The organism is Maricurvus nonylphenolicus, assembly GCF_042854845.1.
Lineage (GTDB): Bacteria > Pseudomonadota > Gammaproteobacteria > Pseudomonadales > Cellvibrionaceae > Maricurvus > Maricurvus nonylphenolicus.
The window spans coordinates 2,651,614-2,665,536 of sequence record NZ_AP031498.1 but is presented as its reverse complement, the minus strand read 5'-3'; the positions used below and the strand labels follow the sequence as shown (position 1 = coordinate 2,665,536).

At 49.4% G+C, this 13,923-nt stretch carries 14 protein-coding genes; 5 read left to right on the top strand and 9 right to left on the bottom strand.

Annotation, left to right across the window (positions count from 1 at the left end; genetic code table 11):
- Nucleotides 1–62: 62 nt before the first annotated feature.
- Both ACGHZ6_RS11485 and ACGHZ6_RS11480 read right to left on the bottom strand, forming a co-directional pair.
- Nucleotides 63–1,448, bottom strand: coding sequence for a glyceraldehyde-3-phosphate dehydrogenase (locus tag ACGHZ6_RS11485; protein WP_390619162.1), 1,386 nt, complete (start codon nt 1,446–1,448; stop codon nt 63–65).
- 280 nt (nt 1,449–1,728) lie between these two features.
- Nucleotides 1,729–2,379 carry a hypothetical protein gene (locus tag ACGHZ6_RS11480; protein ID WP_390619002.1) on the bottom strand — a complete coding sequence of 217 codons (651 nt, stop codon included), beginning with the start codon at nt 2,377–2,379 and terminating at the stop codon, nt 1,729–1,731.
- A 116-nt stretch (nt 2,380–2,495) separates the two neighbouring features.
- Here ACGHZ6_RS11480 and mfd point away from each other — a divergent pair, with 116 nt between their 5' ends.
- Nucleotides 2,496–5,957: a transcription-repair coupling factor gene (gene mfd / locus ACGHZ6_RS11475; protein WP_390619001.1), complete on the top strand. Its 3,462-nt coding sequence runs from the start codon at nt 2,496–2,498 to the stop codon at nt 5,955–5,957.
- A 28-nt stretch (nt 5,958–5,985) separates the two neighbouring features.
- Nucleotides 5,986–6,969 (top strand): CsiV family protein, encoded by a 984-nt coding sequence (locus ACGHZ6_RS11470; protein ID WP_390619000.1) that lies wholly within the window; start codon nt 5,986–5,988, stop codon nt 6,967–6,969.
- Nucleotides 6,970–7,035: 66 nt separating this feature from the next.
- On the opposite strand, the gene ACGHZ6_RS11465 is transcribed toward ACGHZ6_RS11470, so the two are convergent.
- From ACGHZ6_RS11465 to ACGHZ6_RS11445, 5 genes are all read right to left on the bottom strand, one after another.
- On the bottom strand, nt 7,036–7,248 hold the full coding sequence (locus ACGHZ6_RS11465) for a cold-shock protein (protein WP_390618999.1): 213 nt from the start codon (nt 7,246–7,248) through the stop codon (nt 7,036–7,038).
- A gap of 240 nt (nt 7,249–7,488) precedes the next feature.
- Nucleotides 7,489–8,223, bottom strand: a complete 735-nt coding sequence (locus ACGHZ6_RS11460; protein ID WP_390618998.1) for an S-methyl-5'-thioinosine phosphorylase — start codon at nt 8,221–8,223, stop codon at nt 7,489–7,491.
- Nucleotides 8,220–9,314, bottom strand: a complete 1,095-nt coding sequence (locus ACGHZ6_RS11455) for a mechanosensitive ion channel family protein (protein ID WP_390618997.1) — start codon at nt 9,312–9,314, stop codon at nt 8,220–8,222. The genes ACGHZ6_RS11460 and ACGHZ6_RS11455 overlap by 4 nt, the downstream gene beginning before the upstream one ends.
- Entirely contained in the window at nt 9,314–10,330 is a 1,017-nt protein-coding gene (gene nagZ / locus ACGHZ6_RS11450; RefSeq protein WP_390618996.1) for a beta-N-acetylhexosaminidase, read from the bottom strand. Before nagZ ends, ACGHZ6_RS11455 begins: the two co-directional genes overlap by 1 nt.
- A gap of 22 nt (nt 10,331–10,352) precedes the next feature.
- A complete protein-coding gene (locus ACGHZ6_RS11445; protein ID WP_390618995.1) occupies nt 10,353–10,997 on the bottom strand; it encodes a TetR/AcrR family transcriptional regulator in 645 nt (214 codons plus the stop codon).
- A 429-nt stretch (nt 10,998–11,426) separates the two neighbouring features.
- On the opposite strand from ACGHZ6_RS11445, the gene ACGHZ6_RS11440 reads away from it, so the two are divergent.
- The 3 genes from ACGHZ6_RS11440 to ACGHZ6_RS11430 all read left to right on the top strand — a co-directional run bounded on the left by ACGHZ6_RS11440 (nt 11,427) and on the right by ACGHZ6_RS11430 (nt 12,977).
- A complete protein-coding gene (locus ACGHZ6_RS11440; RefSeq protein WP_390618994.1) occupies nt 11,427–11,744 on the top strand; it encodes a DUF6763 family protein in 318 nt (105 codons plus the stop codon).
- Between the two features lie 171 nt (nt 11,745–11,915).
- Nucleotides 11,916–12,524, top strand: coding sequence for a transcriptional repressor LexA (lexA, locus tag ACGHZ6_RS11435; RefSeq protein ID WP_390618993.1), 609 nt, complete (start codon nt 11,916–11,918; stop codon nt 12,522–12,524).
- Between the two features lie 30 nt (nt 12,525–12,554).
- Nucleotides 12,555–12,977: a cell division inhibitor SulA gene (locus tag ACGHZ6_RS11430; protein ID WP_390618992.1), complete on the top strand. Its 423-nt coding sequence runs from the start codon at nt 12,555–12,557 to the stop codon at nt 12,975–12,977.
- 16 nt (nt 12,978–12,993) lie between these two features.
- On the opposite strand, the gene ACGHZ6_RS11425 is transcribed toward ACGHZ6_RS11430, so the two are convergent.
- Nucleotides 12,994–13,239: a hypothetical protein gene (locus ACGHZ6_RS11425; protein ID WP_390618991.1), complete on the bottom strand. Its 246-nt coding sequence runs from the start codon at nt 13,237–13,239 to the stop codon at nt 12,994–12,996.
- 151 nt (nt 13,240–13,390) lie between these two features.
- Nucleotides 13,391–13,918 carry a DUF6586 family protein gene (locus ACGHZ6_RS11420; RefSeq protein WP_390618990.1) on the bottom strand — a complete coding sequence of 176 codons (528 nt, stop codon included), beginning with the start codon at nt 13,916–13,918 and terminating at the stop codon, nt 13,391–13,393.
- Between the last annotated feature and the right edge of the window lie 5 nt (nt 13,919–13,923).

The window sequence follows — 13,923 nt, the reverse complement described above, 5'->3', positions numbered from 1 at the left end:
CTATTTGAGGTAGGCGGGTTTTTTGCAGCCGTTTAAACTGATCTTTATTTGATCAGTTTAGCTTAGCCCTTGGGGTAAATGTTGTAATTTACGCCAGCCATATCTTCCAGACAGCGAACTACCTGGCAGCTGTAGCCAAACTCATTATCGTACCAGCAGTAGAGCACAGCGCTGTTACCATCAACGATGGTAGCCTTGGCATCGAACACACAGGCATGACGAGAACCAACAAAGTCGCTGGAAACAACTTCTGGAGAGTTAGTGAAGTCGATTTGCTGCTGTAACGGAGAGTACAGAGCCGCATCACGCATATAGGCGTTCAACTCTTCAGCGGTGGTTTCTTTACCCAATTGCAGGTTCAGAATGGCCATGGATACGTTTGGCGTAGGAACACGGATAGCGTTACCGGTCAGCTTACCTTTCAGCTCAGGCAGCGCCTTGGCAACAGCTTTCGCAGCACCGGTCTCGGTCAGAACCATGTTCAGTGGCGCACTACGGCCACGGCGATCACCTTTGTGATAGTTATCAATCAGGTTCTGGTCATTGGTGTAAGCGTGAACAGTCTCAACGTGACCGTGGTTTACACCGTACTCGTCCATCATCGCCTTCAGTACAGGTACGATAGCGTTGGTGGTACAGGATGCAGCAGACAGGATCTTGTCGTCAGCATTGATATCGCCATTGTTAATACCGTAAACAATGTTCTTGATATCACCCTTACCAGGCGCAGTCAGGATAACCTTGCTGGCACCTTTACAGGCAATGTGCTGACCCAGGCCATCTTCGTCACGCCATACACCGGTGTTATCAACAACAATGGCGTTATTGATGCCGTATTCGGTGTAATCGACTTCTGATGGGGAGTTGGCGTAGATGATCTTCACTTCTACACCGTTAAGTACCAGCACGTTGTTTTCTTCATCAACGCGAATAGTACCTTTAAAGGAGCCGTGTACAGAATCACGACGCAGCAGGCTGGCACGCTTAACCAGGTCATTGGCGCTCTTGCCTTTACGCACAACAATGGCGCGCAGATTGAGCACATCACCGGAGCCGGCCTTTTCAACCAGCAGACGGGCAACCAAACGACCAATACGACCAAAACCGTACAGTACAACATCCTGAGGCTCTGCCAGAGGCTTGTCTTCGGCGCTGATCAGGTCAGCAACTTCAGCCTTAACGAAATCTTCCAGAGAACCGCCATTGCCCTCTTTCATGTACTTAACAGCCATCTTGCCCAGATCAATATGGGCAGGACCAAGATCCAGCTGGCTCAGGATATCCAGAATTGGGGCTGTCTCGAATTCAGACAGTTCATTCTCTTCAACCTGACGTACGAAGCGATGGGACTTCATAATGTCGATTACGGAGCGGTTAACCAGAGAGCGTCCATAAATATAGATGCCCACGTTACGCTCACGATTGAGCTTGCCGATCACAGGAATCATGCCTTCAGCCAAGGCTTCACGCTGTTTCCAGTCTTTGAAATAATCGTCCGGCTTAGGTCGGTTCACAACTATTACCTTTATTGGTTAGGAGTAATTTGCTTTCTCTGCATCTTTCAAAGCCCAATATTTAGCAGGAACTTTCATTGTCCTGTAATAATTCCATGCCATAGGCTAAAAAAGGAGCGCTATTATCGTGATTCCATGCCTGGGGTGCAACCATAACTGGGGATATAGCGGCTATTTGTTAGGGGAATAATTGATATAGGCCAACTAGTCCCAATTAGAGGGGCATAAAGGTCATACTGACGAGACTGTGGGCAACACTATTGATGGCTCGCTGGGTCTTACCGGCCATAACTTTGGCTAACATATCCTGATGAGCAATGAGCTTACCAAACAGCCGTTCGAAGCTGAGATTCAGTACCTCTCCCGTAGCATTGGTATAGATCAACGGCTTACCGCGGCTATCCCTGGCCTGCTTCAGACGCCATACCAACACTTCAATATTGCGTGCGCTGATATAGAGTTTCTGTTGATCCAGCTCATCAAGCACGAAGAACTCATCTTTATAGCCATAGGATTCTCGCAGCATCCCAGACAACCCGGCAATCAAGGCAAACACCCTGTCGCCGCGAAAATCTCGCTGAAAAGCCAAATCCATAGCATCAATGCCCTGCTGCCACTGCAACTCGGCAAATTTCAAATCTGGTGTCTGCTGTAACTGCTGGAGACGGGATTCCAGTGTTGCACCAGGCTGTTTACGCAATTCTCTGGGGTTACGCTTGTAGAGCTTAGTAGCCAAAGATAGGACCAGCCTGCGTGTTTCCTCACGGTGCAAATCAGCAACCAGGTCGATATCGGTTTTGGCTATCCCCTTAATATCGAAAGACTGATTGGCACAGCCGGTAAGAGCCAGCACAAAAACCAGCACCAGCGCCCGACAACCCCAAGTAAAAAAATCGATCCCAAGCAAAGCCAATTACCCAAAGCGGTTCACAAACCGCTACAATAGCGCCCCGAAAATGAATGACATTAGAGCATATACCTATGAGCTTGCAACACCCTATCGCCCCAAGCCTTAACAACAAACCGGGCAATAAACAGCGATGGGGCCAACTGATTGGCTGCGCTCAATCTTTAGCCATATGCCAGGCTGCCAAACAGCACGACAGCCTTACTCTGGTAATTACCGCTGACAGCAACACAGCGCAACGCCTTGAAAGCGAGCTACGTTTTTTTACGGATGATTCACTACCGATTTTGTCCCTACCAGACTGGGAAACCCTGCCCTACGATATTTTCTCTCCCCACCAAGACATTATTTCCGAACGACTGCAAACGCTCTACCACTTACCGGCAACACAACACGGCATTCTTGTGGTCCCCATCACCACCCTGATGCACCGCCTGCCGCCTGTAAATTATGTACGCGGCAACAGTCTCATGGTTGAGGTTGGACAGCAATTTAATGTCAAAGCGATACGCGCCCAACTGGAAAACGCCGGCTACCACTGTGTCGATACTGTTTATGAACACGGTGAATTTGCCGTTCGCGGTTCACTGATCGATATCTACCCTATGGGCAGCAACCTGCCCTACCGTATTGATTTATTCGATGATGAAATCGAAACCCTGCGCACCTTTGACCCGGAAACCCAACGCACCATAGACAGCCTGCAAGACATCCGCTTGCTGCCAGCAAAAGAATATCCTCTCGACAAGGTTGGCATTGGCCGTTTTCGTGACAACTGGCATGAGCGCTTCGATGTAGACCACAAGCGCTGCCCGATTTATCAAGACATCAGTCAGGGTATCAGCCCGGCAGGCATCGAATATTATCTACCTCTGTTTTTTGAACAATGCAGTACGCTGTTTGAATACCTGCCCAATAACACACAGGTGTTTAGTCTTGGTGAACTGGTTAACAGCGCCGATCATTTTTGGCAGGATCTAACCGAGCGCTACGAAAGCCGCTGCGTTGATCCTGAGCGCCCGCTACTGCCACCGGCGGAAATGTTTGTCGCCCCACCCACACTGTTTGGCCTATTAAAACCTTTGGCCAGCAGTGCCATTAGCGATAGCTCTGTCGAAGACCACGCAGCTCACCACAATTTTGCCTGCAGCAAGCTACCCGATGTCGCCATCAATGCTCGCCACGAGCAACCACTGCATAAACTGCAAAGTTTTCTCACTGAGACAGACAATCGTATTCTGTTTTGCGCAGAATCCGCCGGACGACGAGAAACCCTAATAGAACAACTGCAAAAAATTCGCATCCAACCCACAGAAATCGACAACTGGTCGGAGTTTTTACAACACGACAAGCCCATCTGCATCACCGTATGTACCGTCGAACGCGCCACCCAGCTACATAACCCAGCCATAACAGTTATTACCGAAACAGAATTGTTTGGCGAACAAGTTCAGCAGCAACGTCGCCGTAACAAGCAGCAAAGCCAAAGTGATCAGGTGATAAAAAACCTGACCGAATTAAATATGGGCGCCCCTGTTGTTCATATCGATCACGGTGTTGGCCGTTACCGCGGAATGGAAACCATCACCGTAGACGGTGAAACCAATGAATTTCTGATGTTGGAATATGCCAACGAAGCCAAGCTCTATGTGCCTGTAGCCAGCCTCGACCTCATCAGTCGCTATTCCGGTGCAGATGAAGCCCTGGCTCCCATGCATAAACTCGGCAGTGAACAGTGGCAAAAAGCCAAACGCAAGGCCGCCGAACAGGTACGCGATGCTGCCGCAGAACTGCTGGATATTTATGCCCGCCGTGCAGCCCGCAAAGGTCATGCCTTTGAAGACCCGGTTGTAGCCTACCAACGTTTCTCCAGCAGCTTCCCGTTTGAAGAAACCCCAGACCAGCAACAAGCTATCGAAGCCGTTTACAAAGATATGCTGTCCGAACAACCGATGGATCGCCTTGTCTGTGGTGATGTTGGCTTTGGTAAAACAGAAGTTGCCATGCGCGCAGCCTTTATTGCTGCACACAGTGGCAAACAGGTCGCGATGCTGGTACCCACCACCCTGCTGGCGCAACAACATTACGAAAATTTCAAGGATCGCTTTGCCGAACTGCCGGTAAATATCGAGGTGCTGTCGCGCTTTCGCAGCAATAAAGAAATCGATGCGGCCCAGCAAAAAATTGCCGACGGCCAGGTTGATATCATTATTGGCACCCACAAACTGCTGCAGTCGGATTTAAACTACAAATCTCTCGGTTTATTGATTATCGACGAAGAGCATCGCTTTGGTGTACGTCAAAAAGAAAAATTAAAATCACTGCGCTCAGAAGTAGATATTCTGACGCTGACGGCCACCCCAATTCCACGAACCCTGAATATGGCCATGTCCGGTATTCGTGACCTATCGATTATCGCCACGCCGCCCGCAAAACGCCTCTCGGTGAAGACGTTTGTCCGTCAAAGCGATGACAACCTGATCAAAGAAGCCATACTGCGTGAAATTCTGCGTGGCGGTCAGGTTTACTATCTGCACAACGAAGTCAAATCCATTGAGAAAGTCGCTCGCGAACTTGAAGAGCTTATTCCTGATGCCCGTATCGGTATTGGCCATGGCCAGATGCGTGAACGCCAGCTGGAACAGGTGATGAGCGACTTTTACCATAAGCGCTTCAATATCCTGGTGTGCACGACCATTATTGAAACCGGCATTGATGTCCCCAATGCCAACACCATAGTGATCGATCGGGCCGATAAATTTGGCCTGGCACAACTGCATCAACTCCGTGGCCGCGTAGGCCGCTCTCATCACCAGGCCTACGCCTACTTGATGACCCCCCACAAAAAAGCCATGACCGGCGATGCCATCAAGCGTCTCGACGCCATTGCTTCGGCCAATGATCTCGGAGCTGGTTTCACCCTTGCCACCCATGACCTCGAGATTCGTGGTGCCGGTGAACTGCTGGGCGATGAGCAAAGCGGTCAGATGCAGGCCGTCGGCTTTAGCCTTTATATGGAGATGCTGGACCGGGCCGTAAATGCGATCAAAGCAGGCAAGACGCCCAATATAGAAGATGCTCTGGATACAGGCATAGAGGTCAATCTGCGTCTGCCCGCTCTGATTCCTGAAGATTATCTGGCCGACGTCAATAGCCGCCTGTTAATGTACAAGCGCATTGCCAGCGCCAAGTCGTCAGACGCCTTGAAAGAACTGCAAGTAGAAATGATTGATCGCTTTGGTCTGCTGCCTGAAGCCTGTAAAAACCTGTTCAGGATTACAGAGCTAAAACAAAAGGCCCAGCGACTAGGTATTAACAAGTTAGAAGCCAGTGCCAGCAATGGACGTATCGAATTTGCCAGCGAAACCCAGGTCGATCCGCTGACCATTGTGAAAATGGTGCAAACCCAACCACAAAAATACCGTCTTGAGGGCGCAAACCATTTAAAATTTTCCCTCGATATGGAAAATAGCGATAAACGCATAAAGTCGGTTAAGTCACTGCTCGACCAATTAACCCAAAGCAACGCTAGTTAGTGGTGCTTAATAACGCATGGAACACCCTATGCCAGCAAAACAATTGTTAGCCACCACGCTCAGTTTGGCCCTCTACGCCACCGCTACCACTGGGCTGGCACAGCAAGTCTCGACCGAAGCCCCGGAAGAAAAAGAAATTCGCTGGTATCAAATTGAGTTACTCGCATTTAGTCAGAATGTACCCAACCAGGCCCAAGAGCAATGGCGCACCGACATTGCCCTGGCCTACCCACCAAACTGGCAGCGTCTGAAACAGCCATTACAGCTAGCCCCCCTAGCCGAGGACACTGAGGAAAACACAGCTTCTGCGGAAGAAGCCGCCCCCTCTACCGATGGCAACACACCTCTTGGAACCGACCTTGAGCGAGAACCCTATTACCTACTGCCAGAAGAGCAGCGAGAACTAAACAACAACGCCCGAGCCCTGGCACGCGACAAGCGCTACCGAGTACTTTTTCATGAAAGCTGGCGCCAGCCGGTCGTCGATATCGACAATGCACCATCGTTACTGATTCACGGCGGCGAAATCTATGGCGAGCACCAGGAACTTGAAGGCAGTATCACCATCAGTGTCGCCCGTTACCTGCACCTGCATACCAATTTATGGCTCAGTGAGTTCACCCGCAATTACGGGCAAAACCAGCAGTCATGGCGCCAGGATAGCGACAGCAAAGACTGGCCAATGCTTCCGATTCGTCCCGACCTGCGTAAGGTTGAAAGCCAGGACTGGATGCCTCTTGCGACCCAGGAAGATGCCTGGAGTGGTTTGACCTCTCTTGAAACAGAGTACGACAAGATTCTTAATCAGCCGTATGTACTGGATCAGGTTGTCCTGCTAAAACAGAAGCGGCGCATGCGAAGCGGCGAACTGCATTTTATTGATCACCCCTTAGTGGGACTACTGATAAAAATCACACCCTATGAACTGCCAGAAGAGATAGAAGAAGAAACACAATTAATGGATGGCGACACGGCTTTAATCCCTGCAGCTGAAGCCACAGCAACGCCATAAATCTGGAAGGGAAATATAAAATAAAAACGCCAGCATAATTGCTGGCGTTTTTTATAATAAGGTTGTTTAAACGGCCGCTACATCTTCTGCCTGGAGACCCTTGTCACCCTCAAGGATGTCGAACTCCACAGCCTGCCCCTCATTGAGTGAGCGGTAGCCTTCGCCCCGAATATTGCGATAGTGTACAAACACATCATCGCTATCCTCACCCCGCGTAATGAACCCGTAACCCCGCGCGTTATTGAACCATTTAACGGTGCCTGTTTCGCGAACTGCCATATCGAACAACCTCATTATTTTTATATGTCTATTATTATCTTATCGTATGTCGCGGAGGCTTCAGTGCTGTCCCGAACTTAAAAAAGCCGGATCAGCGATAAAACCTGCCGTGCGTCGCGCGCCCCCAAGCTGTGGGCAATCAAACTACGTATACCCTGCGACACGTCATTTTTAAGATAATTTACCACCGCTGTCCAGTAAAAAGTGGTAAAAAAATGGTCTTTTTATGGCTTTGTAAGCTTAATTGCAGTGTGAAGGGATGAAATCAGACAAAACCTGGTGGATTTGCTCAACACCGGATGCAATAACCTGAAGAATCTCCTCCATAGTTATCAAATCCTCCGTTAAACCTGCTCCCCAATTGGCTACCAGACACAAAGAAGCGTAGGCCAAACCTGCTTCACGCGCTAAAGCCGCTTCAGGCATAGCCGTCATGCCTACCAAATCACAACCATCACGTTTGAGACGCACAATCTCGGCAGCACTTTCAAGACGCGGACCTTGAGTGCAGGCATAGACACCAAAATCGACATGAGGAATTTCAAGCCGCGTTAAACTGGCCAATAAAAATGACCGCAGGGTCTCATCGTAGGGATAGGTAAAATCTATATGTATCACATCACCCTGCTCGGCAAATGTGTGCTCACGACCATAGGTGTAATCAACAATTTGATCGGGCACAACCAACTTGCCAGGCCCCATCTCGGAATGAATCCCACCAACCGCATTGCACGCCACTACCTGTTCTATGCCAAGCTGTTTGAGTGCAGCGATATTGGCTCGATAGTTAATCTGGTGCGGAGGTAACACATGCCCCTCACCATGACGTGGCATAAAGGCTACAGGCTGGCCGTGTAATTCACCCAGGGTTACTTCAGCAGTTCCGTAGCGGGTCTCGACGACACGTTGCTGGGCGTTTTCCATACCCTCAAGCTGGTTTAGCCCAGAACCGCCAATAATTGCCAGCTTAGTCATTTCGCTTCAACAACCCCTTCAGGACCGGGAGCAATATGTAGCGTGGACGTTGGGAACGCACACTCAGCGCCGGCTTTTTCGATAATATCGAGTATACCCAGCAACACATCCTGCTTAATTTTATGAAACTCAACCCAATCTGTGGTTTTGGTAAAGGTATAAATAAAGAAGTCCAACGATGAGGCGGCGAAGGCATTAAAGTTAACAATCAAGGTTTGATTGCTATCAATGGCCTCATGCGATCGCAGGTAAGCCTCCACGCGTTCAATAATCACACCCATTTTATCGCTGTCGTCGTAGCGGATACCGATGGTTTCGTAAATTCGGCGATTGGTCATACGCGAGGGATTTTCAACCGAAATATGAGTAAAGGTTGAATTAGGAATATACAGAGGTCGTTTGTCGAAGGTCCGAATCCGGGTTAAGCGCCAGCCAATCTCTTCAACCGTACCTTCAATATTCTGATCCGGCGAACGTATCCAGTCGCCAACCGCAAAGGGACGATCAAGATAAATCATCAAACCGCCAAAAAAGTTTGCCAACAAATCTTTAGCGGCAAAACCAACAGCAATCCCGCCGATACCACCAAACGCCAGCACCCCCGAAACACTGTATCCAAGCGACTGCATCACAATCAGTACAGCAGTAATAATTACCGAAATACGCAGCAGCTTACCCACGGCGTGCACGGTGGTTTCATCCAACGGCTCGGCACGGTACATGGGGTCAAGTAAATTGGATTCGGCACAGCGCACAAAGCGCACCAAAAACCAGGTTAACAGTGCTATGGCACCCACTTCGCGAATTGGATCTACCGCTTCAAAAAAAGCAGACTCTGACCGCAGTGCCGCTATATCGGCCGCCCAACTTAAGCCAATTAACCAAAACAACCAGCGCAGAGGCTGTTTGGCGGAGACTATTAACGCATCATCCCAAAGACTTTTTGTGGTCTGCGCACGCACCAACAAACGGTCTAGGAAGACTCGCACACAAAAGGATACAACCAGGGTCAACAATACGACGGCAAAAATTTCTATCCACCACAGATCTTCCTGCCCGGTAAAAGCCACTAACCATTCAGGTATTTGCATTATTTGCTATCCATTTCCAATAATTGTTGTACGGTTGACTGCCAGCGAGAAGTCGCCTCGAGTGCTGCTCGCTTAATATAGCGCTTTGCCCGCATAGATCCTAAGCGTGAACTTGGCTGAATATCTGCTGAGTCGAGGTAATGCAGGACGGCCTTGGCGCCCTGTCGATTGTTACACACCAATACAGAGTCACAGCCCGCTTCAAGTGCCAACCGTGCCCGCTCTTCATAACTACCAACCACCGAAGCACCTTCCATGGTCAGATCGTCACTGAAAATAACGCCTTCAAATGCCAATTGCTTGCGTAATACTCCCTTCAACCAACGGGATGAAAAACCAACCGGTTGATCATCGATCTGATCAAATAAAATATGTGCCGGCATCACCGCATCAAGCGTTTTACTTAATGCCTGGAACGGCACCAAATCATGTTCGGCAATCGCTTCCCAGCTGCGCGTATCGACAGGCAACTCCAGGTGGCTATCAGCAACGACACTACCATGCCCCGGAAAGTGTTTGCCTGTAACCGACATGCCCGCATCTTGCATTCCACGAATAAAAGCGCGCCCTAATTGCGCAACTCGCTCAGGCTCATGGGAAAATGCCCTGTCGCCAATAACGCTACAGTGGTTATCATCAACATCAAGAACCGGCGCAAAACTGAAATCAAAACCACAGGCGATGACCTCAGATGCCAGCAACCAGCCACAATCTTCGGCTAACTGCTCAGCTTTTGCGGGATCATCACAATGCAATTGATGAAAGCTTTGCATCGCCGGAATGCGGGTAAAACCGTCACGGCAACGTTGTACACGACCGCCCTCCTGATCGACACAAATCAAAAGTTCTGAGCGGCACTCCCTGATTGCAGACAGCAATGAAGTTAACTGGGTGTAGTTTTCGATATTACGTGCAAAAATTATTACCCCACCCACCATTGGATGAAGCAACAACTCTCGCTCTTCGTCGGTCAATACAGTACCTTCGAGATCGAGAATTAAGGGCCCTAAACTCATAATTTCGCTCGCTAAAACGCTGTTAACTCAAATCTTCACATTGCAGCATCGCCGATAGCGATGGCACCAGCAGAGATACGGTATTCTCAATAGTCGACTCTTGGCCATAGTCAGTTTTAAGAATATTGCTGATGGGGTCATAGCTCGACAGGGTAAAGACTGAGGCCCCCAGAATAAAATACAAACGCCAATAGAAGGTAACAGGTGAGATATCAGGATTGGCTTTTTCAAGCAAGCCGGTAAATCGGGAATAATATTGCCCAAATTCACCAATAATATAGTGACGCAAGTGATCCTGAGATTGTGTGTACGCTAGCCCCAGCAGCTTCATAAATTGGCTTGGGCGCTCCCCCATCGCAGCGGTTGACGTGAGTAGTGTCCTGAAAAGTACTTCAAGTAACTCATCCACACTGGCGGTGCTGGAGTCATTATATTTTGCCAGCAGTTTATCCAATTCCTCATCAAGTAACTTACAAAACGGGGTAAGAAAGCGCCCAAACACGGCCTGAATCAGCTCTTTTTTGGAACCAAAATGATAATTCACCGCCGCGAGGTTTACCCCTGCTGTGCTGGTGATAGTGCGCAGCGAAGTTTCTGAATAACCGCGCTCAGCAAATAGCGCACTAGCAGCGCCAAGGATACGTTCAACCGTGTCGGATTGAGCCATAAATTACTACCTGAAAGAAAACGTTTTTCTTATATATCTATAAATTGATCGGTCACCTGAGACCAAGTGGACGAAACATACGTTTGAGCACCATAGGTGTCAAGACTCCGCATCGACAGCAAAACCATACTCAACGCGCTATTGGGCTGCCTGTACAGCCCACATTAACAACATCCCTTAGACCAATTGTTTATTTGACAAACTTACCTTATAGAAGCGGGTTTTTAAACAACTTAACCTCGATTTTAAGCCCTGATCATAAGTCCATGAAATACAAGAAAATCAGTTAACTGGGAAAACTCAATCTTATATTTCGGTCATAAAACAGGCATAAAGAACAACAAAGACACAGCTGCACAAGGCCGCTTCAGCGTGGTAATTTTTGTATTACACAGCGTTTATCGGGATATAAACACCGGGGAATACACTATGTCACTACAACTTCCAACGATAGGTGAGTGGTACTACAACCCAATCGGCAACGAATATTTTGAAGTCGTCGCCGTCGACGATCAATCTGCAACGATTGAGATTCAGTATGCTGGCGGCGAAGTCAGTGAATATGATATTGAAGCCTGGCAACAGCTCTCCCTGACCCCTGCATCACCACCCGAGGACGCAGGCGCTGCTTATGAAAGCGGTTATGAAAATGACTGGGTTAGTGATGACACCTTGCACCCTGAGAGCTGGATGAACCCCCTCTCTGCCATAGAACCCGACTCTTTTCCCGGCATCGACGACTTTTAATCGTCCAACCTAGCCCCTGCCCTTCTTCCCCATCTGCCAGCCCAAAGGCTGGCAGATGACGTTTTATTGCCAAAAAAGCTTGCCAACCTAAAAAAGCACTGTATATACTTACAGACACTGTATAAAAAAACAGAACTTTTATCTCACAGGGACTTTTAAAGGACTCTCGATATGGCTACCAAGCTAACCGCGCGCCAGGAAGAAGTGCTGAACCTTATCAAACACTACGTCGAAGATACGGGCTATCCACCTACACGGGCTGAAATTGCACAGGAACTGGGGTTTCGCTCTGCCAATGCAGCAGAAGAGCACCTTAAAGCGCTTGCACGCAAAGGAGCCATTGAAATGGTTGCCGGCGCATCCCGCGGCATACGTCTACCGGAAGAAATCAGTGGCATCCCGCTGGTGGGTCGAGTAGCCGCTGGCAACCCTATTCTCGCCGAAGAAAATATCGAGGAATACTGCGATATTGCCAGCCATCTTTTCCAACCCAGTGCTGACTATCTGTTACGCGTACACGGCTACAGCATGAAAGACATCGGCATTATGGATGGCGACCTACTTGCAGTACACCGCACCGAACAGGCCCGCAACGGTGATATCGTTGTTGCCCGTATTGGTGATGAAGTCACCGTCAAACGCTTTAAGCGCGAGCGCAACCGTCACATGGTACAGCTGCTGCCGGAAAACGAAGAGTTTGATGTGATAGAGGTCGATCTGCGCGATCAGGAATTCGCTATTGAAGGTCTGAGCGTCGGCGTTATCCGCCGCGGTAACTAGAGCCTTAGGGCAATTATTGGGAGAAACACCATGGCACTTGCTCAACAAGCATTAGCTAGCCCCGCCTCTTATGCTGGGGCGGCTAGAAGCAAACCTCAGCAGCACGGCGTTACCGAGCTGGTACTGCCTGTTGAGCAGCTGAGTGATATGGCCATGGTACTGCCAATGATTGCCCATTTAAGCCAACGTGATCACAGCCGCTGGATGACCTGGATTGCACCTCGCGGGATCAACCGCGCGCTACTGGAAGCCTATGGTGTAGATACACAGCGACTGCGCATTATTCACACACAGGGCGAAACCGATTGCTGGATGATCTGGGAAGCCCTGAGCTCTGGTACCAGCCATACGGTAATTGCCAGCCCAGGTGTCATTACAGAAAAAGCTATCGCCCAACTCGATGCTGCTGCCAAGTCGGGTAAATGCGATGGACTCTTGTTGAGATTCCGATAAGCAGAACACTTACCGATTAGTGTAAAATCCTGGGCTCAGCTTCAAGCTCGAAAGCCGCCATATCCTGCTCAGCCAAATCGCCAACCGCTTCCATACCGGCCTCGATCATGGCCTTGGCAACCTCGAAACGGGCTTCGCCGAGAAAATGTACAGACTCTTCGGAAAACTTGATACGCACTAGTGGCTCAGAGTCCTCTCCCGCACGACGCAAGCCGATTTCACCATCGCCAAGGTCGACAATTTCATAAAGGGAAGATGACATAGATACTCCAGCTGCCGCGATTCCTCTTCTGGGCAAGCCGGTAAAACACCAACTGATAAGCCACACCCAAGGGCACGTGATTCAAAGCCCTATTCTACCATTGATCAGTCACCCAGGTCACGCCCGCCCCACAAAGGATCAAGGGTCAGGCTTAAAATTCCTGTAGCCCCTCTCTATGGCGTTCCACAAGCTCACAGAAGGCTATAAACCAACCTTTGACTGCCGCAGCAGTCAAAGACTCCTGTCCGCCCTTGCTTAGGTCAACAGCACTGATCAATTGCACGGCAGCCTGCGATTTCACATCGTCAGCAGTCGGCACAGGATTCAGTGCTTGCGCAGCATAATGCAGCGTATCCGCCAACCATGATTCGCTACCACCTTGAAGTTGCTCCAGCGAATTGCATTCCTGCACTTCTGGGGACGCAACCGATAGCGCCTCTACCCCCTGAAGTGCTACTAGGGCAGAATCAATAGCTTGAGGATTAGCTACCCGGTAATGGCTTGCGAGCTCGCGAAGAAAACACCGATAGGCCACAGCCAGCTCCAAACATGCGGCATCAGCGATTGCCGCATTGGATTGGCGCTGACTAAGATTCTCTGGATCGGCCTTAGCAAATGATAACAGCTGGCGAATATACGCCATTTTTTGATTGACCAATGGCAGGTAGGGATTACTCATAGGTA